Here is a 24,131-nt window from a genome sequence, read left to right as displayed (position 1 = left end):
ATCCGCGATAGAGCAATGCCGCGTTCAGTGCACGAGCGCAGGTGCGGCCAGCGGCATGCTTACGACATACTCGATCGATTCGAGGCTGTCCTTGCTGGATTCGTGATAGCCGCCGCCGTAGAACTTGCGCGCCCAGTCGGCATAGCGCTCGAGCTTGGTGGGCATGTGATCACTGCGCGTGATGAGATCGCAGGCATAGGGAGAGCTGGCAAACGCGTCGAACATGTTCATGACGACACCTCCTCTCTGGACGCACCATGTGGTGATGGTGCGATGCTGGCCGCCAGCCTCCCCGCAGGGATGTGCATCGATGGCCAAGCTGGCGTCCGGGATTTTGTGCGCTGCCGGGCAAGCGCCACTATTGGACGCCGAGTCACGGTGCAGCAGCCGTGAATTTCGGGCGATATGGAAGTGGGGAGGTCGTTCCGCGCGGGTACGGCGGGATCAGCGTCCAGCCATGCGCCGTTGCAGTTCGGCTGCGATCGCGGCGGTCTCGCGCAGCGGCGGCTGGCGGACGGGGGCGGCGGCATCGAGCTCGTGCAGCAACCCGCGTTCGCGCAGGGCATGGTGGAAGCGTGCGAGCTTGTCCGGCAGTGCGGCGTTGACCAACGTGTGCACGGCGCAGCCGACCGCACAGGCTTCGCTGAGCATGTTCACCGAATCGGGCGTGACCACCAGCCGGTCGGCCCAGCCGAGTACGCCGGGATAGGGATTGCGGCCGTCGTCGGGACCGGACCACACCAGACCCGGCACGTCGGTCAGGGCCCGGCGGAAGATATCCAGCACGTCCGGCGGCGTGCGCCGCGAGGCCAGCACGAGCAGGCTGCCACCCTCGCGGCCATGGCGGCCGAGCAAGTGCGTGGCCAGTTCGTGCGCGTAGCCGGCATCCAGCGCCAGTTGCTTGCGCGGGCCGCCCAGCAGCACGCCCACGCGCGGCTGCGGCAGCGCTTCGAAACCGGGGCAGGCATCGCGGCCGTCGGCCAGCCAGTCCTCGTCCACCGGGTTCAGCGAGCCCAGTGGGGTGAGCACGTTGGGGCCGCCGAGCTGGTCGTGGCGTGGTGCGATCACCGTATCCCAGTGCGCCGGATCGATGCGCGGGTCGAGGATCTGCACGGTGTGGCACTGCCCGTGCGAGAGGCGGCGCAGCATGCGGGTGAACAGTGCCGCGGCCCGCCCGCAGCCAATCGCCAACCGCGGCCACGGCGGGGCGAACAGGCCTCGGTGGGCGGCCGGCAGCGCCAGGCGACCGCCCAGCGCGAAACGCGGTGCCAGCCACGACCAGGGCGCGCGTGGTTCCAGCAGCAGGTGGCGCACCGGCAGGCCCATCATCTCGGCCAGCGCCAGTGCTTGCCGCTGGTTACCCGCGGAGGCATCGGTGATGGCCCAGCACTCCTCCCTCACGCCCGGCATGCGGTAAGGCGCTGTGGGATTGTTTCCTGTGCGTGCACGCTGCGTTGCTCCCGATCGCGTTTCTGGCTTGGCGGCGTGTCGATACACTGGGCGCCGGCATTGTTGCCGCCGAGCCGGCGACTTGGAGAATACCCGCGATCAGCGGGTTTTCCGAGGTGACGGCGATGGCTAGTTGGCGACTCGCTTTCGCCGGAACACCGGTCACCCGACCGAACACCCACTACTGCGGAGAATTCACATGCGCGTGTTTCGTTGCCTCCTGATCGCGGGCCTGCTCGGCGCCGCGGCCACCGTCCAGGCCAGCCCGGTCACCTACAAGCTGGATCCGGGTCATACCATGGTGCTGTTCAGCTGGAACCACTTCGGCTATTCCAATCCCACCGCCGACTTCGGCCTGGGCGAGGGCACGCTGGTATTCGACCAGCAGAATCCGGCGAAGTCCTCGGTGGACGTGACGCTGCCGCTGGACAAGCTCGACACCCATGTGCCGGCGCTGGACCAGCACCTCAAGGAAGCCGATTTCTTCGACGCCGCCAAGTACCCGGTGGTGACGTTCAAGAGCACCAGCGTCGAACCGGCTGGCGGCAACCACTTCAAGGTCGTGGGTAACCTCACCGTGCACGGCGTGACCAAGCCGGTGACGCTGGACGCGACGCTGAACCGGGTCGGCCCGCATCCGATGACCAAGTCGCAGGCGATCGGTTTCGACGCCACCGCCACCGTGAAGCGCTCGGATTTCGGCGTAGGTGCCTACGTGCCGATGGTGGGCGACGAGATCACGATCCACATCACCACCGAAGGCGCGGTGCCGAAGGCGAAGTAAGCCGCGGCATCCGGAAAAGAAAAAACCCGCGCCGGCGACGGCGCGGGTTTTTTGTCGCCGAACCGGCTCAGTTCGCTTTCACGCCGGCATCCTTCAGCGAAGCCAGCTGGTTGAGGTCGATGCCGGCCACGGCCTGTTTCAGCTGGTCGATGCTGTCGGCATTGCCATGCGCCTTCACTGTGAAGCGCTTGCCGACGATCAGACTGTATTCGCCGTACTTCGACTGCGTGTCCCAGGCTTCGTGCACGAGGTTGCCGCCGGCGGTGTAGGTCTTTTCGTAACCGTGCTCAGTCTCCCGCTCCTCCTCCGGCGCCATCGCACTGGCCAGCGCCATCAAGCCCTTGGCGCCACCGGTGTCGGAAACCTCGAGGGTGATGTGCTGGCTGTTGTCGGCGCTTGCGTAGTCGGCGCTCGCCTCGGAAATCTGCATGCCCATCGCCGCGTTGCGCTGGGCCGACAGGTTGGTGCGCTTGAGGCTGCCGAGGCTGTCGGGCAGGAAGGCCTTGATCTGGTCGGGCGCCAGCGCCTCGACGCTGCCATCGCTGCCTGCCATCGCGCCCATCATCTTGCCGGCCGCCGCGGCCTGGGCCTGGCTGTCGCCGGATTTCTGCGCGGCCTCCATGTCCTTGCTGGCCTGCTCGGCGCGCTGGCTCATCGCAGCGAGCCGGCCCATCGCGCTGTTGCTTTCGATGCTGACGTTGCCGCTGTTGCTCATCGCGGCACCGCTGAGCATGGCGGCGCCGGCCATGCCGGCGACGATCAGGCCGATGATCCAGCTCAGCACGATCGCGATGACCACGCTGACCGCGGTGTAGCCGCCGGCCTTGTCCTCTGGGCATTTCATGGTGTGCGGCAGGCCGAGGTAGAGCAGGTAGATGCCGTAGATGGCGCCGGCGAGGGCGATCAGCCAGCCCAGCCACGGCACGATCACCGCGATGCCGGCGACCCAGGTGGCGGTCCACGAATAGGCCACCACCTTCAGCGCCTGGGTCATGTCCTTCTGGCCGCCGAAGCTCGGTGCCAGCGCGTTGATGATCAATGCCATCACGTAGGCCAGCACCAGCGACAGCAGGTAGCCCAGCACCAGCTGGGTGATGCCGGCGCCGATCGAGTTGCGGACGGTCATGCCGAAGGCGCTGCTGCCGATCAGGCTACCCTTGATGAAGTGGGCGATTGCCGGCAGCGCGGCGACGATGACGATGTAGCCGGAGTACAGGCTGGTGGTGGTGGCCGGTTCGGTGGCGATGACGGGCCACTCGGTCCTCGGCGTGCTCAGGATGGCCTTGATGCGATCGATGATCTTGCCGAAATCCATGGTCGACCCCCGCTGCAAGTGCCGGCCGAACCGGCTGGCTGTTGCCTCGCGGCGCGTGGCATAGGGCCCTGTACCGCGCCGTCCCCGTTGCTTCCCCTGCCGGCTTGCGCCGAGCGCCGGTAGCATAGCGCAGCCTGCTACCATTGGCGGTCCCGCATCCAGCCTGGAGCCATCCCATGTCTGCCCCTGTCGCGGCGGTCACGCCGATCCCGGCGAATGCCGAAAATCGTTACGAAGTGACGCGCGCCGACCTGCCGCTGTCGTGCCCGATGCCGGGCATGGCGCTGTGGAATTCGCACCCGAAGGTGTACCTGCCGATCGTCGACGATGGCGGCGAGTCGGTTTGTCCTTATTGCGGAGCACGTTACGTCCTGCGCGACTGATTGATCCAGTCTTCAGGATGGTGGCGGCATTGTTCTTGCTTGGATTTCAGGATGAAACTCATGCATCAGGATGCAGGCCCGCAGGCGGGAACCATGTCCGGCAGTGTCGACTCCACACCGCGACTGACCGTCGTCCAGCTGATCCCCGCGCTGCAGTCCGGCGGCGCGGAGCGTTCCGCGCTGGAGGTCGCGCGCGCGCTGGTGCAGGCGGGGCATCGCTCGGTGGTGATCTCTGCCGGCGGGCGCCTGGTGGAACAGCTCCTGGCCGAGGGCAGCGAACACATCACGCTGGATATCGGCCGCAAATCGCTGGCTACCCTGTGGCGGCTCGGTGCTCTGCGCCGGCATCTGCGTGAGCTCAGGCCCGACATCGTCCACGCGCGCTCGCGCGTACCGGCGTGGCTGGGCTGGTGGGCATTGAAGGGGCTCGATCCGCGGCCGCACTTCGTCACCACGGTGCACGGGCTCAACTCGCCCGGCCGCTATAGCGCAATCCTGCTGCGGGGCGAACGCGTGATCGTGGTATCGCAGACCTTGCGCGACTACGTGCTCGGTCATTACCGATGGCTGGAGCCGGGCAGGGTGCGGGTGATCCCGCGCGGCATCGACCCGGAGGCATTCCCCTACGGCCATCGTCCGGACGAGGCGTGGAAGCGGGCGTTCTTCGCCGAGTATCCCGCGCTGGCCGGTGCACCGCTGCTAACCCTGCCGGGTCGCGGTAGCCGACTCAAAGGGCACCATGACGCGATCGAGCTGCTGGCCGACCTCAAGCGCCGCGGTATCGACGTGCGCCTGCTGCTGCTGGGAGTGATCGAGGCCGGCCGCGAGGCGTACGTGGAAGAGCTGCGCAAGCTGATCCGCGATCGTGGCGTGGAGGCGCAGGTGGTGCTGACGCCGCCGCGCAGCGACGTGCGCGACGTGTACGCGATCTCCAGCCTGATCCTGCAATTGTCGAACAAGCCCGAATCCTTCGGCCGCACCGTGATCGAGGCGTTGTCGCTGTGCCGGCCGGTGCTGGGCTACGCGCATGGCGGCGTGGGCGAATTGCTGGCCGAGCTGTATCCCGCCGGCCGCGTGCCGCCGGGCGACCGCGAGCGGCTGGTGGAACGCGCCGCCGAACTGCTGCGCGTGGCGCCGCCGATCCCGATGCTGCAGTCTTATCGGCTGGAAGACATGCAGCAGGCCACCTTGTCGCTGTACGGGGACGTGGTCGCCGGCTGAACCCCTACAATGCGGGATCGTCGTCTTGCCGGTTCCTGCATGATCTCAGCGATCGATTCGCTCAAGACCGCCCTGCGCTCGCCGCTGCTGCCGTTCTGGCTGGTGATCGCGCTGCTGCCGTTCGGGCGCAGCAGCGAATTCGGCACCTTCCTTTGTGTGGTCGGGGCGATCCTGCTGTTTGCGCGCACGCCACAGGCGTGTCGCGATTTGCCCGGCGCGCGCCTGCTGTCGTGGCTGCTGGCAGCCTACATCGGCGCGGCGCTAATCTCGGCCTTCGATTCGCTGGCGCCGGGCAAGAGCTGGAGCACAGTGGCCGCGCTGCTGCGCTACCTGCCGCTGGGCATGTACGCCTGCTTCGTGATCCGCGACGAGCGCCGCCTGCAGGCGTTGTATGTGGCGGTGGCCTGTGTGCTGGCGTGGTGGGTGCTGGACGCATGGGTGCAGGCCTTTACCGGCTGGAGCCTCGGTGGGCATGCAGAGGCCGAGCGCATCTCTGGCATCTTCGGCGCGCGCAACCTCAAGCTCGGGCCCACGCTGGCGGTGCTGTCGCCGTTCGCACTGTGGGCGGCGCGGCGACGCTGGGGCTTGCCGGGACTGGTCGCGGCCTTCCTGCTGCTGCTGGGGCCGGTGCTGCTGGCCGGCTCGCGCGCGGCATGGCTGTGCTACGGGCTGGTGGCGCTGGCCTTTGCATGGCGGGAGGCGAGTTCGTGGCGCCGCTTCGCGCTGTATGGCGGCCTGTGTGCCATGGTGCTGGCGCTGGCCGGCGGTATCGCGTGGCATACCTCCAGCCGTTTCGAGGCGCGCATGCAGCGCACCATGGACGCGCTGCACGGCACGCATCGTGGACTGGACGAGGCGCTCACCGGACGGCTCGATATCTGGCGCGACAGCCTGGCGATGGTCGCCGCGCATCCGTTCAACGGCGTGGGCGTGCGTGCCTTTCGCTACGCCTATCCGCAGTTTGCGCCAGCGAACGATCACTTCGTAGTGGCCGAGTCCTGCGGCGAAGGCGAGGGCGCCTGCCACGCGCATCAGATCGTGCTGGAGATCCTCACCGAGACCGGCGGCATCGGCCTCGTGCTGTGGCTCGCGGCGGTGGTGCTGGCGTGGCGCGCCTGGCGGCGCGTGGGGGCCGCGGCGCGCGAACGGGCGTTCCCGGCCACGCTGGCGCTGGGTGTGATGCTGTTCCCGCTGAACACCCATCTGGCCTTCTATTCGGCATGGTGGGGCTTGCTGTTCGCCTGGTTGCTGGGGTTGTGGTGTGCGAGTTTGTTTGTTGCCGGCATCCCTGCCGGCAGAGCAGAGCCCGGCATCCCTCCCGGACTTTTCAAAGAAGCGCTTCCCCGGGAGGTTCGCGATGGCGCGTGAACCGCTGTCAGTGGTGGTCATCACCTTGAACAACGCGGCCACACTGGATGCCTGCCTGTCCGGCGTGGACTGGGCGGACGAGATCGTGGTGCTGGACTCGGGTTCGACCGACGATACGTTGGAGATCGCGCGGCGCCATGGTGCGCGCGTGGATACACATCCGTTCGACGAATTCGGCCCGCAGAAGCAGCGTGCGATCGGCATGGCCAGCCACGACTGGATCTTGAATCTCGACGCCGACGAGGTGCTCTCGCCGGCCAGCCGCGCAGTGATCGAGCGAGCGCTCACTGCGCCGAAGCATGCCGGCTTCCGCCTACCGCGGCGCGAGCGCATGTTCTGGACGGTGCAGCACCCCTGGAGCTGGCGCAACGCCCACCTGCGCCTCTACGACCGTCGCCGCGGCCGCATGAACGACGTGGAGATCCATTCGGCGATGGAAGTGGACGGCCCGGTGAAAACGCTGTGGCGCGCGGACTTCGTCAACGACAGCGACCCCGACATCGCCGGCCGCATCGATCGCATCAACCGCTATAGCAGTGCGCTGGTGGCCAACAAGCTGCGCCGCCGCCAACGCTTCACCGGCGTGCGCATGGTGATCTACCCGCCCGTGTTCTTTTTGCGCCAATACCTGCTCAAGCGCTACTTCCTCAATGGCTGGGCCGGCTTCATCGCCAGCGTGGTCGGCGCGAACTACGTGTTCCTGAAGTACGCCAAGCTGTACGAGGCGCGACGACGAATGCACTGAAGAGTGCGGCCATGGATGGCCGCCCGTTTGATCTTCGCGATCATGGATGATCGCAAAGGATAAGGCGTGCGGTCATGGATGGCTGCCCGTTTGATCTCCGCGATCATGGATGACCGCAAGGGATAAGGCGTGCGTCATGGATGGCCGCCGTTTGATCTCCGCGATCACGGATGCTCGCAAAGCAACGACAGCGGCTTCAGCGACCGGCTTCGCCCAGCTGGCGCACGAATTCGGCGGCGATCACCGGCGTGCTGAAGTGCTGCAGCGCGAAATCGCGTGCGGCAGCCGCCATCGGCAAGCACGTGGCGTCGTCGCACAACGCCAGGATGCCGTCGCGCCATGCCGCGCTGTCGCCTGGCGGCAGCAGCAGGCCGGTGACGCCGGGCTGCAGTGTTTCCGGGATGCCGAAAGCATCGCTGCACAGCACCGGCACATTGCAGGCCTGCGCCTCCACCGGAGTGCGGCCGAAGGCTTCCGTTGCGATCGAGGGGAAGGCCAGCAGCGACAGCGCGTTGTAGTACGGAGCCGCGTCGGCAACCCAGCCGAGCTGGTGGTGACGAGCGGGGAACGGCGAAGCGGCGATGCTGTCGCGCAATCGCTGCGTGTCGATGCCGTCGCCCAGCCACAGGCAATGCAGGCGTGGTTCCTGCGCCATCGCCGCGTTGGCGGCATCGAGCAAGGTGTAGATGCCCTTGCCTGCGTGCAGGCGGCCGAAGCAGCCGAGCACGAGCGCGCTTTCGTCCAGTTCCAGCTGCTGCAGCAGCGCGGCGCGTTGCGCCGGATCCGGCCGGCACTGCTCCATGTCCACCGGGTTGTACAGCACTTGCACGCGCCCGGCGGGCATGCCGTGTTCGATGTAGTCGCGGCGCGCATATTCGGATACCGCGAAGAAGCGCTGCGCGCAGCGCGCCACCAGTCGCGCCGAGAGCCGGTTCATCGGCTTGAGGCGATGGCGGAACAGCGCCACCGGGATGCCGAGCAGGCGGCCGATCAGGATCAGCGGCCAGTATTCCTTGCCGAAGTCCCCGACCAGCCAGTCCGGTTTCAGGCGGCGTGCGGCGGCGATGGTGGCGCGGTAGCCGCGCAGATCGAACACGTTGCGGAAGCGCCCCGCATGCAGGCGCACCGCCGAGCCGGCCAGCGCCTTCGCCATTGGCGCATCCGGGTGCACCACCGCCTCCACCGTGTGGCCGGCAGCGGCCAGCGCCTGGGTCAAGGTGACAAAGTGGGCCTCGGCGCCGCCGTTCTCGCGGCTGGTGCCGGCGAACAGGAACTTCATCCGCGCCGATCCTCGTAGCCGGTGAGCGCACGCCAGGCGAACTGCGGCAGGATGTGGCTGCGCGCTACCGCCACGCGCGGCAGCCGCCACAGGTCGCCGCCCGGCTGTGCGCGGCCGCGCTGGATCGTGGTGGCCGCGGCGTAGCCGGCTTCGCGGGTGGCGGCGACCACGCGGTCGTCGTGATCGCCGTAGGGATAACAGAACTGCGTGACCGGTGCGCCGATCAGCTCTTCCAGTTCGGCCTTGTTGCCGGCGATCTCGTCGCGCAACTGCGCGTCGCTGCACTGGCGCAGGCGCGGATGGGTGCGCGTGTGCGCACCTACCTCCATGCCGCCGGCATGCCAGGCGCGCAACTGCGAGGCGTCCATCATCGGCTTGCGCACGCCGAGCTTGGTATCGTCCCAGTCGTTGTAGCGGCCCAGTGCGCCGCTCACCGCATAACAGGTGGCGCTGAAGCCGTGGCGCTGCAGCACCGGCAGCGCGTTCTCGAGATTGTCGACGTAGCCATCGTCCAGCGTGATCACCGCGACGCGACCCTGCCGCTCGCCGCGCAGGTACGGCATCGCCGCGCCCATCGACAAGCCGGCGTAGCCGAGCCGGCGCAGCAGCGCCATCTGCCGTGCGAACGAACGCGGGTGCACGTACAGGCTGCGCCAGCGTTTCAGCTCGCGCGGTGCCGGCGCGATGTTGTGGTACATCAGGATGGGGATGGGCATGGCGGCGGGCGTGGCTGCGTGGTTCAGTACACCGGCGGCAGGCCGGGCGGGCGGGTCTTGAAGCGCTTGTGCACCCACAGGTATTGCTCGGGCGCCTCGCGCACCATCTGCTCGATGCAGGCGTTGACGCGCGCGGTGTCGTCCAGCGCACTGGCTCCGGGGAAATCCTCCAGCGGCGCGCTCAGGCGCAGCGCATAGCCCTTGCCGTCGGGCAGGCGGCGGTGGAAGAACGGAATCACCGCCGCGCCGGACAAGCGCGCCAGGTGATGGGTGGCGGTGATGGTGGCGGCGGGCACGCCGAAGAACGGCACGAACACGTTGTCCTTGCTGCGCATGTCCTGATCGGGCGCGTACCACAGCGTGCCGCCCGCGCGCAGGTATTTCACCGTGCCGCGGATGTCATCCTTGTCGAACATGGCGTCGGCGTAGCCGAGGCGGGCGCGCAGCACCACCCATTCGAATACCGCCGAATCCATCTTGCGGTACATGCCGGCGATGCGGATGCGCCGCGACACCAGTCGCGCGCACAGTTCCAGGTGCGAGAAATGGCCGCCCACCAGCAACACGCCACGGCCTTGCGCGCGGGCGGCTTCGAGATGCTCCAGGCCCTCGACGCTCACCGGGACGCGTGCGATCGCGCGTTCCGAGCCCAGCCAGCCCAGCGCGAACTCCATCAGCATCAGGCCGATGTCGCGCAGATGCGCGTCGACCAGCGCTGCCTGGGCGGGCGCGTCGAGCTCGGGAAAGCACAATGCGATGTTGGTCGTCGCCACCGGACGCCGCGCCGAGGGCACGCGCTGCACCAGCGCACCCAGCGCACGGCCCAGCGCCATCAGTGTGCGATACGGCAGCAGCGCCACCAGCTTGATCACGCCCACGGCGAGCCAGGCCGGCCAGTGGCGCGGCGCGAGCAGGGAGCGGTGGAAGTCGGGGCGTGGGGTGCCGGGCATCCGCGGCATTGTAATGGACGAGCCGCAACGGCATGGCCGCTCCCATGAGGCGTGTTCGATGTCGCCGCGGGACGGCCACGGCAAGACGACGCGGGCTGTGTGGGGATATCAAACTGGCTCTTATACTCGTGCGTTGTTTCCGGAGCCTGCCTTGCGTTATCTCTACACCCTCGCGATGTATCTGGTGACGCCGCTGATCGTGCTGCGGCTGGCGCTGCGCGGTTTCCGTTCGCGGCCGTACTACTGGCGCTGGGCCGAGCGTTTCGGCTTCTTCAAGGCGCCGTCGGATCTGACCGGCAGCCTGTGGGTGCATGCGGTGTCGGTAGGCGAGGTGAACGCGGCCGAGCCGTTGATCAAGGCGCTCAGGCGCGATTATCCGGATGCGCCGCTGGTGGTGACCACGGTGACGCCCACCGGTACCGCGCGGGTGCAGCAGCTGTTCGGCGACAGCGTGTTCCATGTCTATCTGCCCTACGACCTGCCGTATGCGGTGAACCGTTTTCTCGCCGGCGTGCGGCCACGGCTGGCGCTGATCGTGGAAACCGAGATCTGGCCGAACCTGTATTTCGCCTGCCGCCGCCGCGGCATTCCGTTGATGATCGTCAATGCGCGCCTGTCCGAGCGTTCGCTGCGCGGTTACCGGCCGCGGCCGTTGCGCGGGATGGTGCGTGCAGCGTTGGGCTGCGTGCGCCTGGTCGCCGCGCAGTCGCACGCCGACGCGGAGCGTTATCGGCTGATCGGTGCGCCGGCCGAGCGCGTCCTGGTGTGTGGGAATCTCAAGTACGACATGCCGGTGCCGCAAGAGGCGCCCATCGTAGGTGCACGCCTGCGCGATCACTGGGGGGCGCGGCGGCCGGTATGGATCGCGGCGAGCACCCACGAGGGCGAGGAGCAGGCTGTGCTGGATGCACATCTCGCGGTACTCAAGCGGTTGCCCGATGCGTTGCTGCTGATCGCTCCGCGTCATCCTGAGCGCTTCCGGCCGGTGGAGCACGCCGTGCGCAGCCTGGGTTTCGCCACCGGTACCTACAGTGCCGACGGTATGCCCGCACCGGCGAACCAGGTCTTCGTGATCGATGCGATGGGCCAGCTGATGCCGTTCTACGCGGCCGCGGGCCTGGCCTTCGTGGGCGGCAGCCTGGTGCCGATCGGCGGCCACAACGTGCTGGAGCCGGCGGCGTTGTCCACGCCGGTGCTGGTGGGGCCGCATACCTTCAACTTCGAAGAGATCACCGCCAGCCTGATCGAGCATGGCGGCGCGCTGCGCGTGCCTGGCAGCGATGCGCTGGGCGAAGCGGTGCTCGGCCTGCTGCGCGATGCTGAGCGCCGCCGCGAAATGGGACGGGCCGCGCAGCAGGTGTTCGAGCGCGAGCGCGGTGCGGTGGGGCGGTTGATGCATCTGATCGACGCGCAGCTGCGGGCATGACCGGGCGCTGAAACGACGACGGCCGGGCAGTGCCCGGCCGTCCTTGTGCGTGTTCCGCGGCGGCTTACTGCAGCAGGGCGTTGATGTCCTGCAGATCGCTGAGGCTGGCGGTGCCGGCGCTCTGCTTCAGCAGCAAGCGGTTGAGCACCAGCTGGTGGCGCGCCTGCGAGTAGCTGCTCTCCGCCTGGGTCAGTGTCTGGATCGCCAGCAGCACGTTGACCATGGTCTGCGTGCCCACCTCGAAGCCCGCGCGCGTGGCGTCCAGCGCCTTCTGCGCCGAATCCACCGCGGCCTTGCCGGACAGCACCTGGCTGACGCCGGCCAGCACCGAGCGATAGTAGTTGAGCGTGCTCGCCTTCACCTGGCGGCGCTCGATTTCCATCGAATCCTGCGCTGCGTCGCGGTTGTAGATGGACTGGCGCACCTGCGACTGGGTGAGGCCGCCGGAGAAGATCGGCACGTTGAGGGTGAGGCCGATCGTGGTCGAGGACGGCGTGTTGGAATGGATCGCCGCGTTCTCGTACCAGCTCGAGCTCTTGCCGTAGCTGACGTTGGCGGTGATCGTGGGCAGGTGGCCGGCGCGCGCCGCGGTGACGTTGTGCTCGGCGGCCTGCACGTTCTGCTCCTGGGCGAGCAGGGCAGGGTTGTTGGCCAGCGCCTGCTTGACCCAGGCGTCCGGGTCGGACGGGTCGGGCGCGCCCATCGGCAGATCGTCGCGCAGCTTCTTCAGCGAGCCGGTGGGCTGGCCGGTGATCTGGCTCAGCGCCTCGCGATCGTTGTCCAAGGTGTTCTGCGCGGCGATGGTCTGCGCCTTGGCGCCCTCGTAGTAGGACTTGGCCTGGTAGACGTCGGTGATCGCCGACAAGCCCACCTTGTAGCGCTGGTCGGATTGCTCGTACTGCCGCTTGTAAGCGTCTTCGTTGGCCTTGGCGAAGGTGAGCTGGTCCTCGTCGGTCAGCACCGTGAAGTAGGCGTTGGAGACACGTACGAACAGGTTCTGCAGCGCTGCCTGGTAGGTGTCGTCCTGTGCATTCGCCGAGGAGTGCGCCGCCTTGAGGCTGGCGTACTTGCTGAAGTCGAACACGGTCTGGCTGAGGTTGGCGCTGAGATTGCGCGTGCGGCTGTGGCCGAACGAGCTGGTGTTGATGAACTGGTTGGGGTTGTTCGGATCCTGCACGCGCTCGTTGCCGCCACCCGTGGTCTGGCTCAGCCCGAGGCTGCCGTTGATCTGCGGCAGCAGCAGCGCACGCGCTTGATTGACGCCTTCACCGGTGGCGAGGCGGGTGGCGTCGGCCTGGGCCAGCACCGGGTCGTTGGCGCGCGCCTGGCGATAGGCGTCGAGCAGGTCTTCGCCATGGCTGGGCAGCGAGACGGCGGCCAGGGTCAATGCCAGGGTGAGCAGCTTCAAACGCATGGGTTGCCTCGTGGGGGAGTCGATGTCGGTCGGTGGGGCGTTCAGAACACGAAACGCGACGACGGCGCGGCGTGGGCAAGATAGGGCAGGTCGGTCTCGAACAGGTTTTCCTCGCGCTGGCGGCCCTCGCCCTCATGGGTGATCAGCATCGCCTGCTGTGCGGGCGACTCGCCGCGGATCACCAGCAGTCGGCCACCAGGCTTCAGCCAGCCCAGCCAGCGCGCCGGCGTCTCAGCCACTGCGCCGGTAGCGACGATGGCATCGAACTGGCCATCCGGCTGCCAGCCGCGCACGGCTTCGCCGGTGTGGAGTTGCGCGTTCGTCACGCCGGCGGATGCCAGGCGCTGGCCCGCCGTCGCGGTGAAGTCGGCATGGATGTCGATGCTGACCACTTCGGCCGCCAGCCCGGCAAGGCAGGCGGTGAGGAAGCCCGAACCGGTGCCGATCTCCAGCACGCGGTCGCTGGCCTTGAGATCCAGTGCCTGCAGCACGCGGCCTTCCAGCACCGGCTTCATCATCACCTCGCCATGGCCCAGCGGCAGGCACAGGTCGGCGAAGGCGAGCTGGCGGTGTTCGGGCGCCACGAAATCCTCGCGCCGCACGCGGCCGAGCATGTCCAGCACGCGGCCGTCCAGCACTTCCCATGGACGCACCTGGTTCTCGACCATGTTCGTCCGCGCCTGTTCGAAGTTCATCGCCATGTCTGCCAGTGTTCCGTGAGTGCCGAAAAAGACCAGAAAGGATAAGGGCTTGGCCTTGCCTCGACAATGACTAGCCTGCGGCCCGCGCCTCGTGTCACGAAGTGCCGGAAGTCACCGCGATGCGCTGACGTAAGTCATGTCCCGGATAATGTCCGCGGACACTTTTTGGGCCAGCCGGCTGGAAATAATTGAACCAGTGCGTATAATAAAGTCCGTGTACCGTTTTGGGAAGGCTTCGACATGAGCAGTATCTCGCCGGTCAGGTCCCAGGGACCGGGGCGACCGAAGGACCTTGAGAAACGCGCGGCCATCCTGGCCGCGGCGAAAGCGTTGTTCATCCGCAACGCCTTCGCTGGCACCAGCATGGACGCGATCGCCGCCGAAGCCGGCGTCTCCAAGCTCACCGTCTACAGCCATTTCGGCGACAAGGACAACCTGTTCCGCGAGGTGATCCGCGCGCGCATCGAGGACTTGCTGCCGGAAAACACCTACGACCACGACCCGCAGGCACCTATCGAGCAGACCTTGCTGCGCGTGGCGTTGATCCACGCGCGGCTCGACTGCGACCAGGAAACCGTGGGCACCTTCCGTGCCATCCTCGGCGACTGCCGCCAGGGCAATCCGCGCTTCGGCCGGCTGCTGTGGGAGGAAGGCACCTTGCGCACGCACGGCTTGATGGAGCGCCTGCTGCAGCATGCGGTCGACGCCGGGCAGCTCATCCTCGACGACGTGCCGCGTGCCTGCGTGCAGTTCTTTGCGCTGATCAAGGGCGACCTGTTCATGCGTCGCATGTTCGGTTGCGTGGACTGTGGCGAAAGCTACGCCGCCGAGATCGAGGCCACCGCCCGTGCCGGCGTGGTCACCTTCCTGCGCGCCTACGCACCGCGCTGAGCGCCTGCCGCGACCCCGCCGCACTCGCGGCGGACCCCGCTTCGTGCTTGAATAGCCCCTCCAGAAGCGGGGGTGCCGGCGCAACGGTCGGCTGAGAGAGTCCCTTCGAACCTGATCCGGTTAGCACCGGTGTAGGGAGCTTCGCCGCATGGTGACCGAGTTCATCGTGCGTCCGGCGCCGTCGCTTCGCGCGCGAGTCCCTCGCGCAGAGACCGCACGTTACCGTGCGGATTTTTCATGCAAGCCGCCGGAATTTAAGCCGATGAATGCCCAGCTCTCCGACCTCGCACGCGCCGCGCAGGAACTTTCCACCGCCGTGACCCGGCCGATTCCCGGATCGCGCAAGATCCACGCGGCCGGCAGCCGCGCCGACCTGCGCGTGCCGCTGCGCGAGATCGCCCAGGCCGATACGCCGGCGATGTTCGGCGTGGAGAAGAACCCCGCCATCACCGTCTACGACACGTCGGGCCCGTATACCGACCCGGACTACCAGGTGGATCTGGCCAGCGGCCTGCCCGCATTGCGCGCGGCGTGGATCGCCGAGCGTGGCGATACCGAGGCGCTGGACGGACGCAGCTCCGAGTTCGGCCGCCGTCATGCGAGCGCGCCGGAACTGGCCGCGATCCGCTTCCCGCAGCTGCCGACGCCGCGCCGCGCGAAGGCCGGTGCCAACGTCACCCAGATGCACTACGCGCGCAAGGGCATCGTGACGCCGGAAATGGAATACATCGCGATCCGCGAGAACCAGCGCATCGAGGCGCTGGGCGACAGCGCGCTGCGCGTGCAGCATCCGGGGCAGTCTTTCGGCGCCGCGATCCCGCGCCTGATCACGCCGGAATTCGTGCGCGACGAAGTGGCGCGCGGCCGCGCCATCATCCCCGCCAACATCAACCACCCGGAAAGCGAGCCGATGATCATCGGCCGCAACTTCCTCACCAAGATCAACGCGAATATCGGCAATTCCGCGGTGACCTCGTCGATCGCCGAGGAAGTCGAGAAGATGGTGTGGTCGATCCGCTGGGGCGGCGACACGGTGATGGATCTTTCCACCGGCAAGCACATCCACGAGACGCGCGAATGGATCCTGCGCAACTCGCCGGTGCCGATCGGCACGGTGCCGATCTACCAGGCGCTGGAGAAGGTCGGCGGCGTAGCCGAGGAACTGACCTGGGAGTTGTTCCGCGACACGCTGATCGAGCAGGCCGAGCAGGGCGTGGACTACTTCACCATCCACGCCGGCGTGCTGCTGCGCTTCGTGCCGCTCACCGCGAAGCGCGTCACCGGCATCGTCTCGCGCGGTGGCTCGATCATGGCGAAGTGGTGCCTGGCGCACCACAAGGAGAACTTCCTCTACACGCACTTCGAAGACATCTGCGAGATCATGAAGGCCTACGACGTGTCCTTCAGTCTCGGCGATGGCCTGCGCCCCGGTTGCGTGGCCGATGCGAACGACGCGGCGCAGTTCGGCGAGCTGGACACGCTGGGCGAGCTGACGCAGATCGCGTGGAAGCACGACGTGCAGACCATGATCGAAGGCCCCGGCCACGTGCCGATGCAGCTGATCAAGGAAAACATGGACCGCCAGCTGGAGAAGTGCGGCGAGGCGCCGTTCTATACGCTGGGGCCACTGACCACCGACATCGCGCCGGGCTACGACCACATCACCAGCGCGATCGGCGCGGCGATGATCGGCTGGTTCGGCACCGCCATGCTCTGCTACGTGACGCCGAAGGAGCACCTGGGCCTGCCGAACAAGCAGGATGTGCGCGACGGCATCATCGCCTACAAGATCGCCGCGCATGCGGCCGACCTCGCCAAGGGCCACCCGGGCGCGCAGGTGCGCGACAACGCGCTGTCGAAGGCGCGTTTCGAGTTCCGCTGGGACGACCAGTTCAACCTCGGCCTCGATCCGGAGAAGGCCAAGGAGTTCCACGACGAGACCCTGCCCAAGGACGCGCACAAGAGCGCGCACTTCTGCTCGATGTGCGGCCCCAAGTTCTGCTCGATGAAGATTACGCAGGACGTGCGCGACTACGCCGCCGAGCACGGCGTGAACGAGACTGCCGCGCTGGACGAAGGCATGGCCGAGAAGGCCGCCGAATTCCGCGCGCAAGGTGCTGAGGTATATCGCAAGGCCTGACGCCCAGCGCCTGGGAATCGGGAAGAGCCGGGTGATGTTTTCACCCGGCTTTTTCATGCGCGCGCCTAGGCTGAAAGGCCGTGTCCGTCGCAGGCGGCATCAGCCCAGGAGCCAGCCATGTCCAAAGCCAAGCCTTTCGTCAGCGATCTCGAGGCCATTCGCAAGCGCGCGCGCCAGGACATCGACAAGGGCGCGATGACCGCCGGCTACAAAGCCGATCGCGCCACCGTGGTGAAGCTGCTCAACCACGCGCTGGCCACCGAGATCGTCTGCGTGCTGCGCTACAAGTACCACTACTACATGGCCTCGGGCATCCATTCGCAGGCGATCAAGCAGGAGTTCCTGCAGCACGCGAACGAGGAGCAAGGCCACGCCGACCTTATCGCCGAGCGCATCACCCAGCTCGACGGCAAACCGGATTTCTCGCCCGAGGGGCTGGCCACGCGCAGTCATTCCGACTACGTGGAAGGCGAAGACATCGTCGACATGATCAAGGAGGACCTGGTCGCCGAGCGCATCGCCATCGACAGCTACCGCGAGATGATCGATTACGTGGGCAAGGATGATCCCACCACCCGCCGCGTGCTGGAAAGCATCCTGGCGATGGAGGAGGAGCACGCCGAAGACATGAACACCTTGCTGGAACAGCTGGGCAAGAAGGGCGAGCCGGCCAAGCCGGCACCTGTGCACGGCGGCCGTGCCGGCGCGAAGAAGAACGGGCGCAAGCGCGGCTGAGCGCTGGGCGCTACGCGCCGCACGGCGGGCCGGCCATGCGCCGGCCCGCCTCGCATCACCAGCCGGCCAGTACCAGTTTGCCGATGCCGGCGCCCGACTCCAGCCGGCGGTGCGCCTCACGCAGGTTCGCCGCATTGATCGGGTTCAACGCCTCGCGCTGGATGCTCTTCAGCTCGCCGACGTCGACCAGTGCCGCCACGCGCGCGAGGATGCGGCCTTGTTCGGTCATGTCCGGCGTGCGGAAGCGGGATCGCGCGAACATCATCTCCCAGTGAATGCCGATGCACTTGGCCTTGTACGGGTCGCCGATTTTCAAAGCCCCTTTCGGTTCCACGATCAGGCCCACGTGGCCTTGCGGCGCCAGCAGTTCGCCCAGCGTGTCCCAGTAGTGGTCGGTGTCGGCAAGGTTGAGCGCGGCGTCGATCTGCGGGAAGCCCAACGCGGCCAGCTGCGGCGCCAGCGGATCGCGATGATTCACCACATACTGCGCGCCCATCGCATGGCACCAGTCCATGGATTCCGGACGCGACGCGGTGGCGATCACGGTGAAGCCCGCGCGCCGTGCCAGCTGGATCGCGATCGAGCCCACGCCCCCGGCGCCGGCGATCACCAGCAATGACTTGCCCTTGCCGCCGTGCTCGCTATCGAACGGCATGCGCTGGAACAGCAGCTCCCACGCGGTGATCGCCACCAGCGGCAGCGCGGCGGCCTGGGCGAAATCCAGCGAGCGCGGCATGGCCGCGGCGAGTCGTGCGTCGACAAGCTGGAACTCCGCGTTGCTACCCGCCCGGGTGACGTCGCCGGCATAGTAGACGCGGTCGCCGGGCTGGAAACCCTGTACCTCGGCGCCCACGGCCTCGACCACGCCGGCTGCGTCGTAGCCAAGCACCTTCGGCTGCGCTTCCACCTGCGGTTTGGGTGCGCGGACCTTGGTGTCGACCGGATTCACCGAGACGGCTTCCACGCGCACCCGCAGATCGTGTTCGCCGGGGGCGGGCCGCGGCAGTTCCACGTCGACCAGCGATTCGGGATTGTCGATGGGCAGGTAGCGGGTGAGGGCGACGGTTTTCATGGGTTCGACTCCGTGGGGACGGGAACGGCGGCTACCGGCGGCGGATTGCGCTCGGCGAACGGGCCGTTCCAGTAAGGGTAGTAGGGATACGGCGGCATCACCGCACTGGCGGTGTCGAGTACCGCCATCTGCGCGGGTGTGAGGTTCCAGCCGACGGCGCCCAGATTGTCGACGAGCTGCTGCTCGTTGCGGGCGCCGATCAGTACGCTGGACACGGTCGGCCGCTGCAGCAGCCAGTTGATCGCGACCTGCGGCACCGTGCGGCCGGTTTCCGCGGCGATGGCCTCCAGCGCGTCGACCACGCGGTACAGGCGCTCCCCATCTACCGGCGGCGCGAAGCCGGCGGTGTCGTGCAGGCGGCTGCCGGCGGGTAGCGGCTGGCCGCGGCGGATTTTTCCGGTGAGTCGGCCCCAGCCCAGCGGGCTCCACACGATGGCGCCCAGCCCCTGGTCCTGGCCTAGCGGCATCAGCTCCCACTCGTAGTCGCGGCCGATCAGCGAGTAGTAGGCCTGATTGGCCACGAAGCGCGTGCGGCCGTGGCGTTCGGCGGCGGCCTGCGACTTCATGATTTGCCAGCCGGAGAAGTTCGACGCGCCCAGGTAGCGCAGCTTGCCTGCGCGCACCAGGTCGTCCAGCGTGGACATCACCTCGTCGACCGGCGTCATCGCGTCGAAGTGATGCAGTTGCAGAAGGTCGATCCAGTCCGTGCCGAGCCGCTTCAGCGCGCGCTCCACGCCGGCGACGAGATGATGGCGCGAGGCGCCCACGTCGTTCGGGCCGTCACCCGCACGCAGGGTCAGCTTGGTGGAGACAATGGCGCGCTCGCGTCGGCCCTTCAGCGCAGCGCCGAGGATCTCCTCCGAGGCGCCGTCCGAATAGACGTCCGCGCTGTCGAACAGGTTGGCGCCGGTGTCGAGGCAGATGTCGACCAGGCGCCTCGCTTCGGCGACATCGCTGCTGCCCCAGGCGCTGAACAGCGGACCCTTGCCGCCGAAGGTGCCAGTGCCGAAACCCAGTGCGGGTACCTTGAAGCCGGAACGGCCGAGGAAGCGGTAATCCATGATGTAGCTCCGTGAGGGGGAAGAGTCAGGCTTGTGGACAGGCCACGCCCGCTTGTATGGCACGCCGGCCACGCAGCGCGTACGCCGCCAGCGCGATGCCGATACCTGTCACCAACGCGGCGGCCCATGGCAGCGCGGTCAGCCCGGCGCCGTGCGCGATCACCGCGCTGCCCAGCCACGCACCCAGCGCATTGGCCAGGTTGAACGCGCCGATGTTGAGGCTGGAGGCCAGGCTGGGTGCGTCGCCGGCCTGACGCAGGATCCACAGCTGCAGCGGCGCCACGGTGGCGAACATGGCCATGCCCAGCTGGCCGGTGAACAGCACCATCGACCATCGCGCGTGTTGCGCGAAACCGAACACAAGCAATACCGCGACCAGCGCCACGAGCGTGCCGATCAGCGCGCTGGACAGGCGGCGGTCGGCGAGCCGCCCACCGAGCGGATTGCCGATCGCCATGCCTGCGCCGAATACCAGCAACACCGGCGAGACCATCGCGTCGCCGAAGCCGGCGACTTGGGTGAGCAGCGGCTCGATGTAGGTGTAGACCACGAACACGCCGGCGAAGCCGAACACCGTGGTGGCCAGGCCGAGCAGCACCGGCACGCCCGCGATGGCGCGCAGCTCCACGCCTAGCGCCGCCGGCGCGGATTCGCCCTGCGTGGGTGGCACCAGCACGGCCAGCGCCAGCATGGCCAGCATGCCGATCGCGGTCACCGCCCAGAACGCCGCATGCCAGCTGAAGTGCAGGCCCAGCCATGCGCAAGCCGGTACGCCGATGAGGGTGGCCAGGGCGAGGCCGTTGAACATGGTGGCGATGGCCGAGGCCTTGCGCTGTTCCGGCACCAGCGAGGTGGCTACCACCGCACCCACGCCGAAGAAGGTGCCGTGCGCCAGCGAAGTAAGCACGCGTGCAGCCATCAGCGCGACATAGCTTCCAGCCAGCGCGCAGGCGAGGTTGCCGAGGATGAAGATAGCCATCAATCCCAGCAGCACTGCCTTGCGTGGCAGGCGGCGGGTGGCGATGGTGATGACCGGTGCGCCGGCGAACACACCGATGGCATAGCCCGAGATCAGCAGGCCGGCGGTAGCGATGCTCACGCCGAGATCCGCGGATACCTGCTGCAGCAAGCCCATGATCACGAACTCGGTGGTGCCGATGCCGAACGCGCCGATGGCCAGCGCGTACAGGGCCGGCGGCGTGCGGGGATGGGCGGAGGCCATGCGGGTGCTCCTTGAGGGGAGTGCGCAGCCTAGGCACTTGCACTGTCAACAAAAACCATCAGCATATGGATTCATTTTCAACAAATCATTGAAAGACATGGATCGCCTCGACGACCTCGCTCTGTTTCTGCGCGTGTTGGACCAGGGCTCGATCAGCGCTGCTGCGCGCAGCCTGGACATTTCGGTCGCGGTCGCCAGCCAGCGGCTGCAACGGCTGGAGCGCGGGCTGGGTGTGCGGCTGCTGCAGCGGACCACGCGGAGCCTGCATCCCACGCCGGAAGGGCGGCTGCTGGCCGAACAAGGCCGTGCCTTGGTCGAAGACCTGGACGCGTTGACCGCCGGCCTTCGCCAGAGCGCCGGCAGCGTGTCCGGCACCTTGCGCGTAACCATGTCGGCCGCGTTCGGCCGGGAATACATCTCGCCGCTGCTACCCGAGTTCCTCGCACTTCACCCGAAGCTGCGCCTGTTCGCGCACCTGAGCGACGAGATGGTGGACGTGGTGGGCGCAGGCTACGACCTCGCCATCCGCATCGGCACGTTGAACGACTCCAGCCTGGTCGCACGCCGGCTGGCCGCGAATCGCCGCGTGCTGTGCGCGTCGCCCGATTACCTGCGCCGGCATGGCCGCCCGCGCACGCCGGCAGAGCTTGCGCGACACGAATGCGTGCTGCTGTCCGGCCAGGACGTATGGCGTCTGGTCGACCGGCACGGCCACGAGCATGTCGTGCGCGTACAGGGACGGTTCGAAACCACGCTGGGCGAAGCGGTGCGCGACGCGGCACTGGCCGGACAAGGCATTGCCTTGCATTCGCTGTGGCACGTGCACGAGGCGCTGGCCAAGGGGCAGCTGGAGGTGGTGCTGCCGGATTATCCGCTGCCCGAAAGCGGCATCTGGGCGGTGACGCCGCAGCGGCGACTGGTGCCGCCGCGGGTGCGCGCGTTCACGGACTTTCTGGTCGGGAAGCTGGGCGACCCGCCACCTTGGGAACGTGGCCCGGCGCCGAAGGCGACAGCCGCGAAGCGCGCGCGCCGCGGTTGACGCGCGCAAAAGAAACGGCGCGCCGCCGGATGGCGACGCGCCGTCGATTCAGCGGACTCAGGCCTTGGAGGCCTTGTAACGCGCGATGCCGGCGGTGATCTCGGCCTTCGCCGCATCGGCGCCTTCCCAGCCTTCCACCTTCACCCACTTGCCCTTCTCGAGATCCTTGTAATGCTCGAAGAAGTGGCCGATGCGCTCCAGCCAGTGCGGCGAAACGCCCTTGATGTCGCTGATGTGGGCGTAGCCGGGGAACACCTTGGGCGAGGGGATCGCCAGCAACTTCTCGTCGCTGCCGGCCTCGTCGGTCATCTTCAGCATGCCGACCGGGTGGCAGCGGATCACCGAGCCCACCGTCAGCGGCAGCGGCAGGATCACCAGCACGTCCAGCGGATCGCCGTCGCCGCCCAGCGTGCCCGGCACGTAGCCGTAGTTGCAGGGATAACGCATCGGCGTGGACAGGATGCGGTCGACGAAGATCGCGCCCGAATCCTTGTCCACCTCGTACTTGACCGGCTCGGCATCCTTGGGGATTTCGATGATGACGTTGATTTCGTCCGGCACGTTGCGGCCGGCGGGCACCAGATGCAGACCCATGGGGATGTCCTTGCGCGTGTTTCGGAGGGAGAAAGCCCGCAAGGATACGGCAAAAGACTGTTGCGATGCAGCAGCGCAGGCTGAACGCCCGGCTTCAGGCCCGCTCCGCGTCCATGTCGTCCAGGCATTGGCCGAACAGCTGCATGGCCTCGCGCAGCGCCGTGACCGACAGGCCGCAATAGCCCAGCAGCAGGCCGGGGCGCGCCGGGGGATTCAGGTAGTGCGGGGTCATTGAGTACAGGCCCAGTCCGCGCTCGCGCGCGAGTTCGATCAGGGCCTCGGCGCGGCTGTGGTCGTAGCCGCGCAGCCAAACCACCACGTGCATGCCGGCGGGCGAACCGACGATCTCCACGCGTTCTCCCGCGTACTGGTGCAGGCCCTCGATCAGCGCTTCGCGGCGCACCTGCAGTTCTTTGCGCGCCAGGCGCAGGTGGCGCTCGAAGCCGCCGTCTTCCATGAAGTGCGCCAACGCCGCCTGCTCAATGCCGGGGCTGGCGATGTCGCTCAAGTACTTGGCGTTGAAGAAATCCTCGACCAGGGCTACCGGCAGCGCCATGTAAGCCAGCCGAAGCGTGCCGAACAGCACTTTGGAGAACGTGCCCACGTAGATCACGCGATCGCCTTGGTCGAGCGAACGCAGCGCCGCCAGCGGATGGGCGTCGTAGCGGAACTCGCCGTCGTAGTCGTCTTCGAGAATCCAGCACTGGTGTTTTTCCGCGTAGCGCAACAGTTTCAGCCTGCGCGGCAGCGAAAGCACGGCGCCGGTGGGGAATTGGTGCGAGGGCGTCACGCAGACCAGGTGGGGCGACACCTGTGGCAGTTCGGCGCAGATCAGTCCATCGCGGTCGGTGCGCACGGCGCATATCCGCGAACCGTGCGCGACCAGTGCCTGGTGCATGCTGAAATAGTGCGGCTCCTCCAGCACCACCGCATCGCCTTCGTCCAGCAGCACGCGCGCGGTGAGGGTCACGGCCTGCTGGGTTCCCGCGACGACCAGGATCTGCTCCGGCGAGATCCGCACGCCGCGGCGGCATGCGAGGTAATCGCATATCTGCTTGCGCAGGGCCGGCAGGCCTTGCACATCGGCGATCTGGGGCGGGGTGTACATGGCCGCCCGCGCCAGCTCCCGTCCCCAGATGCCATTCAGCGCCGGGTTGATCTGCGAATGGCCGTACTGCAGTTCGTAGCGCAGTCCGCGGTGTTTCGTGGCGATGCCCGGAGTGCGCGTCAGCCGCGCACGCTGTGCGTAGCGCGACGGCATGTCGATCATCGGCTGCGCCGAGAGCAGTGGCGGCTGGGTCTGCAGCGCCGCCACGTAGCTTCCGGAACCGGTGTGCCCCTCGATGAAGCCTTCCGCACGCAGTTGCTCGTAGGCGGCCAGCACGGTGGTGCGCGACAGCTCCAGTTCGTGGGCGAGTTCGCGCGTGGGCGGCAGGCGGGCGCCGGTGGTCAGGCGGCCGTCGAGGACGGCGCTCTTCAGCGCCCGGGCCAGTTGCGCATAGTGCGGACCATGGCCATCGAGTTCGAGGAACATGTCAGCGCCTTCGGGGAGCAGGCTCCGCCATAGCCGCGGTCATGGGAAACGACGTCCGCAGTATACGATTCGCCCGAAGGGGCGATGCCAGG

The 24,131-nt window shown here is 67.5% G+C and carries 23 protein-coding genes and 1 riboswitch; of the genes, 10 read left to right on the top strand and 13 right to left on the bottom strand.

Translation table 11 applies throughout. From position 1 onward, the window contains the following. Positions 1-24 precede the first annotated feature (24 nt). Positions 25-231, bottom strand: a complete 207-nt coding sequence (locus ISP14_RS06235; protein ID WP_404537251.1) for a hypothetical protein — start codon at positions 229-231, stop codon at positions 25-27. A 213-nt stretch (positions 232-444) separates the two neighbouring features. Continuing rightward, positions 445-1,410 (bottom strand): mitochondrial fission ELM1 family protein, encoded by a 966-nt coding sequence (locus tag ISP14_RS06230; protein ID WP_404537249.1) that lies wholly within the window; start codon positions 1,408-1,410, stop codon positions 445-447. 238 nt (positions 1,411-1,648) lie between these two features. Between ISP14_RS06230 and ISP14_RS06225 the strand changes: the two genes are divergently transcribed. Next, complete coding sequence (locus ISP14_RS06225; RefSeq protein ID WP_404537247.1) at positions 1,649-2,233, top strand: YceI family protein; 585 nt, start codon at positions 1,649-1,651, stop codon at positions 2,231-2,233. 67 nt (positions 2,234-2,300) lie between these two features. Here ISP14_RS06225 and ISP14_RS06220 read toward each other — a convergent pair whose 3' ends face one another. Further along, complete coding sequence (locus ISP14_RS06220) at positions 2,301-3,548, bottom strand: Yip1 family protein (RefSeq protein WP_404537245.1); 1,248 nt, start codon at positions 3,546-3,548, stop codon at positions 2,301-2,303. Positions 3,549-3,724: 176 nt separating this feature from the next. Here ISP14_RS06220 and ISP14_RS06215 point away from each other — a divergent pair, with 176 nt between their 5' ends. The 4 genes from ISP14_RS06215 (at position 3,725) to ISP14_RS06200 (ending at position 7,265) form a co-directional block, all read left to right on the top strand. Further along, a complete protein-coding gene (locus tag ISP14_RS06215; protein WP_404537243.1) occupies positions 3,725-3,931 on the top strand; it encodes a zinc-finger domain-containing protein in 207 nt (68 codons plus the stop codon). 93 nt (positions 3,932-4,024) lie between these two features. Further along, positions 4,025-5,152 carry a glycosyltransferase gene (locus ISP14_RS06210; RefSeq protein ID WP_404537813.1) on the top strand — a complete coding sequence of 376 codons (1,128 nt, stop codon included), beginning with the start codon at positions 4,025-4,027 and terminating at the stop codon, positions 5,150-5,152. Between the two features lie 39 nt (positions 5,153-5,191). Then, entirely contained in the window at positions 5,192-6,520 is a 1,329-nt protein-coding gene (locus tag ISP14_RS06205) for an O-antigen ligase family protein (protein WP_404537241.1), read from the top strand. After that, positions 6,510-7,265: a glycosyltransferase family 2 protein gene (locus ISP14_RS06200; protein ID WP_404537239.1), complete on the top strand. Its 756-nt coding sequence runs from the start codon at positions 6,510-6,512 to the stop codon at positions 7,263-7,265. The genes ISP14_RS06205 and ISP14_RS06200 overlap by 11 nt, the downstream gene beginning before the upstream one ends. A 196-nt stretch (positions 7,266-7,461) precedes the next feature. On the opposite strand, the gene ISP14_RS06195 is transcribed toward ISP14_RS06200, so the two are convergent. The 3 genes from ISP14_RS06195 to lpxL are packed head-to-tail and all read right to left on the bottom strand — an operon-like array spanning position 7,462 to position 10,219. Then, a complete protein-coding gene (locus tag ISP14_RS06195) occupies positions 7,462-8,544 on the bottom strand; it encodes a glycosyltransferase family 4 protein (protein WP_404537237.1) in 1,083 nt (360 codons plus the stop codon). Beyond that, positions 8,541-9,260: a polysaccharide deacetylase family protein gene (locus ISP14_RS06190; RefSeq protein WP_404537235.1), complete on the bottom strand. Its 720-nt coding sequence runs from the start codon at positions 9,258-9,260 to the stop codon at positions 8,541-8,543. The genes ISP14_RS06195 and ISP14_RS06190 overlap by 4 nt, the downstream gene beginning before the upstream one ends. A 23-nt stretch (positions 9,261-9,283) precedes the next feature. Continuing rightward, positions 9,284-10,219, bottom strand: coding sequence for an LpxL/LpxP family Kdo(2)-lipid IV(A) lauroyl/palmitoleoyl acyltransferase (gene lpxL, locus ISP14_RS06185; protein WP_404537234.1), 936 nt, complete (start codon positions 10,217-10,219; stop codon positions 9,284-9,286). A 142-nt stretch (positions 10,220-10,361) separates the two neighbouring features. Here lpxL and waaA point away from each other — a divergent pair, with 142 nt between their 5' ends. Then, positions 10,362-11,636, top strand: a complete 1,275-nt coding sequence (waaA, locus tag ISP14_RS06180) for a lipid IV(A) 3-deoxy-D-manno-octulosonic acid transferase (protein WP_404537232.1) — start codon at positions 10,362-10,364, stop codon at positions 11,634-11,636. Between the two features lie 64 nt (positions 11,637-11,700). Here the strand turns inward: waaA and ISP14_RS06175 are convergent, their stop codons facing one another. Further along, positions 11,701-13,050, bottom strand: coding sequence for a TolC family outer membrane protein (locus ISP14_RS06175; protein WP_404537230.1), 1,350 nt, complete (start codon positions 13,048-13,050; stop codon positions 11,701-11,703). A gap of 41 nt (positions 13,051-13,091) precedes the next feature. After that, positions 13,092-13,751 carry a protein-L-isoaspartate O-methyltransferase family protein gene (locus ISP14_RS06170; RefSeq protein ID WP_404537228.1) on the bottom strand — a complete coding sequence of 220 codons (660 nt, stop codon included), beginning with the start codon at positions 13,749-13,751 and terminating at the stop codon, positions 13,092-13,094. A 240-nt stretch (positions 13,752-13,991) separates the two neighbouring features. Here ISP14_RS06170 and ISP14_RS06165 point away from each other — a divergent pair, with 240 nt between their 5' ends. The 3 genes from ISP14_RS06165 to ISP14_RS06155 all read left to right on the top strand — a co-directional run bounded on the left by ISP14_RS06165 (position 13,992) and on the right by ISP14_RS06155 (position 17,517). Continuing rightward, on the top strand, positions 13,992-14,642 hold the full coding sequence (locus tag ISP14_RS06165; RefSeq protein ID WP_404537226.1) for a TetR/AcrR family transcriptional regulator: 651 nt from the start codon (positions 13,992-13,994) through the stop codon (positions 14,640-14,642). A 58-nt stretch (positions 14,643-14,700) separates the two neighbouring features. Beyond that, a riboswitch (TPP riboswitch) is annotated at positions 14,701-14,797 on the top strand. A gap of 107 nt (positions 14,798-14,904) precedes the next feature. Next, positions 14,905-16,782: a phosphomethylpyrimidine synthase ThiC gene (thiC, locus tag ISP14_RS06160; protein ID WP_404537224.1), complete on the top strand. Its 1,878-nt coding sequence runs from the start codon at positions 14,905-14,907 to the stop codon at positions 16,780-16,782. A gap of 117 nt (positions 16,783-16,899) precedes the next feature. After that, on the top strand, positions 16,900-17,517 hold the full coding sequence (locus tag ISP14_RS06155; RefSeq protein ID WP_404537222.1) for a ferritin-like domain-containing protein: 618 nt from the start codon (positions 16,900-16,902) through the stop codon (positions 17,515-17,517). A 55-nt stretch (positions 17,518-17,572) separates the two neighbouring features. On the opposite strand, the gene ISP14_RS06150 is transcribed toward ISP14_RS06155, so the two are convergent. Genes ISP14_RS06150 through ISP14_RS06140 form a run of 3 tightly spaced genes read right to left on the bottom strand, consistent with a single transcriptional unit; the run spans position 17,573 to position 20,872 of the window. Beyond that, entirely contained in the window at positions 17,573-18,589 is a 1,017-nt protein-coding gene (locus ISP14_RS06150) for a zinc-binding alcohol dehydrogenase family protein (protein WP_404537220.1), read from the bottom strand. After that, positions 18,586-19,650 (bottom strand): aldo/keto reductase, encoded by a 1,065-nt coding sequence (locus tag ISP14_RS06145; RefSeq protein ID WP_404537218.1) that lies wholly within the window; start codon positions 19,648-19,650, stop codon positions 18,586-18,588. The genes ISP14_RS06150 and ISP14_RS06145 overlap by 4 nt, the downstream gene beginning before the upstream one ends. A gap of 25 nt (positions 19,651-19,675) precedes the next feature. Further along, complete coding sequence (locus ISP14_RS06140) at positions 19,676-20,872, bottom strand: MFS transporter (protein WP_404537216.1); 1,197 nt, start codon at positions 20,870-20,872, stop codon at positions 19,676-19,678. A 97-nt stretch (positions 20,873-20,969) separates the two neighbouring features. On the opposite strand from ISP14_RS06140, the gene ISP14_RS06135 reads away from it, so the two are divergent. Next, complete coding sequence (locus tag ISP14_RS06135; RefSeq protein WP_404537214.1) at positions 20,970-21,911, top strand: LysR family transcriptional regulator; 942 nt, start codon at positions 20,970-20,972, stop codon at positions 21,909-21,911. 57 nt (positions 21,912-21,968) lie between these two features. Here ISP14_RS06135 and ppa read toward each other — a convergent pair whose 3' ends face one another. Together ppa and pdxR are read right to left on the bottom strand one after the other, a co-directional pair. After that, positions 21,969-22,505, bottom strand: a complete 537-nt coding sequence (ppa, locus tag ISP14_RS06130; RefSeq protein ID WP_404537212.1) for an inorganic diphosphatase — start codon at positions 22,503-22,505, stop codon at positions 21,969-21,971. A gap of 94 nt (positions 22,506-22,599) precedes the next feature. Then, a complete protein-coding gene (gene pdxR, locus ISP14_RS06125; protein WP_404537210.1) occupies positions 22,600-24,039 on the bottom strand; it encodes a MocR-like pyridoxine biosynthesis transcription factor PdxR in 1,440 nt (479 codons plus the stop codon). Positions 24,040-24,131 lie beyond the last annotated feature (92 nt).

Source organism: Dyella agri, assembly GCF_044904705.1.
In the GTDB taxonomy this organism is placed as follows: domain Bacteria; phylum Pseudomonadota; class Gammaproteobacteria; order Xanthomonadales; family Rhodanobacteraceae; genus Rhodanobacter_A; species Rhodanobacter_A agri.
This window is presented reverse-complemented; position numbering and strand designations above follow the sequence as displayed.

What these genes read in the sequence shown, in the direction of transcription:
- ISP14_RS06230 (WP_404537249.1), bottom strand. Translation starts at nt 1,410, where the DNA reads ATGCCGGGCGTGAGGGAGGAGTGCTGGGCCATCACCGATGCCTCCGCG.
- ISP14_RS06175 (WP_404537230.1), bottom strand. Translation starts at nt 13,050, where the DNA reads ATGCGTTTGAAGCTGCTCACCCTGGCATTGACCCTGGCCGCCGTCTCG.
- ISP14_RS06200 (WP_404537239.1), top strand. Translation starts at nt 6,510, where the DNA reads ATGGCGCGTGAACCGCTGTCAGTGGTGGTCATCACCTTGAACAACGCG.
- ISP14_RS06155 (WP_404537222.1), top strand. Translation starts at nt 16,900, where the DNA reads ATGTCCAAAGCCAAGCCTTTCGTCAGCGATCTCGAGGCCATTCGCAAG.
- ISP14_RS06220 (WP_404537245.1), bottom strand. Translation starts at nt 3,548, where the DNA reads ATGGATTTCGGCAAGATCATCGATCGCATCAAGGCCATCCTGAGCACG.
- ISP14_RS06205 (WP_404537241.1), top strand. Translation starts at nt 5,192, where the DNA reads ATGATCTCAGCGATCGATTCGCTCAAGACCGCCCTGCGCTCGCCGCTG.
- thiC (WP_404537224.1), top strand. Translation starts at nt 14,905, where the DNA reads ATGAATGCCCAGCTCTCCGACCTCGCACGCGCCGCGCAGGAACTTTCC.
- ISP14_RS06140 (WP_404537216.1), bottom strand. Translation starts at nt 20,872, where the DNA reads ATGGCCTCCGCCCATCCCCGCACGCCGCCGGCCCTGTACGCGCTGGCC.
- ISP14_RS06215 (WP_404537243.1), top strand. Translation starts at nt 3,725, where the DNA reads ATGTCTGCCCCTGTCGCGGCGGTCACGCCGATCCCGGCGAATGCCGAA.
- ppa (WP_404537212.1), bottom strand. Translation starts at nt 22,505, where the DNA reads ATGGGTCTGCATCTGGTGCCCGCCGGCCGCAACGTGCCGGACGAAATC.
- ISP14_RS06190 (WP_404537235.1), bottom strand. Translation starts at nt 9,260, where the DNA reads ATGCCCATCCCCATCCTGATGTACCACAACATCGCGCCGGCACCGCGC.
- ISP14_RS06235 (WP_404537251.1), bottom strand. Translation starts at nt 231, where the DNA reads ATGAACATGTTCGACGCGTTTGCCAGCTCTCCCTATGCCTGCGATCTC.
- ISP14_RS06145 (WP_404537218.1), bottom strand. Translation starts at nt 19,650, where the DNA reads ATGGATTACCGCTTCCTCGGCCGTTCCGGCTTCAAGGTACCCGCACTG.
- ISP14_RS06210 (WP_404537813.1), top strand. Translation starts at nt 4,025, where the DNA reads ATGTCCGGCAGTGTCGACTCCACACCGCGACTGACCGTCGTCCAGCTG.
- ISP14_RS06170 (WP_404537228.1), bottom strand. Translation starts at nt 13,751, where the DNA reads ATGGCGATGAACTTCGAACAGGCGCGGACGAACATGGTCGAGAACCAG.
- ISP14_RS06150 (WP_404537220.1), bottom strand. Translation starts at nt 18,589, where the DNA reads ATGAAAACCGTCGCCCTCACCCGCTACCTGCCCATCGACAATCCCGAA.
- ISP14_RS06195 (WP_404537237.1), bottom strand. Translation starts at nt 8,544, where the DNA reads ATGAAGTTCCTGTTCGCCGGCACCAGCCGCGAGAACGGCGGCGCCGAG.
- ISP14_RS06165 (WP_404537226.1), top strand. Translation starts at nt 13,992, where the DNA reads ATGAGCAGTATCTCGCCGGTCAGGTCCCAGGGACCGGGGCGACCGAAG.
- pdxR (WP_404537210.1), bottom strand. Translation starts at nt 24,039, where the DNA reads ATGTTCCTCGAACTCGATGGCCATGGTCCGCACTATGCGCAACTGGCC.
- ISP14_RS06225 (WP_404537247.1), top strand. Translation starts at nt 1,649, where the DNA reads ATGCGCGTGTTTCGTTGCCTCCTGATCGCGGGCCTGCTCGGCGCCGCG.
- lpxL (WP_404537234.1), bottom strand. Translation starts at nt 10,219, where the DNA reads ATGCCGCGGATGCCCGGCACCCCACGCCCCGACTTCCACCGCTCCCTG.
- ISP14_RS06135 (WP_404537214.1), top strand. Translation starts at nt 20,970, where the DNA reads ATGGATCGCCTCGACGACCTCGCTCTGTTTCTGCGCGTGTTGGACCAG.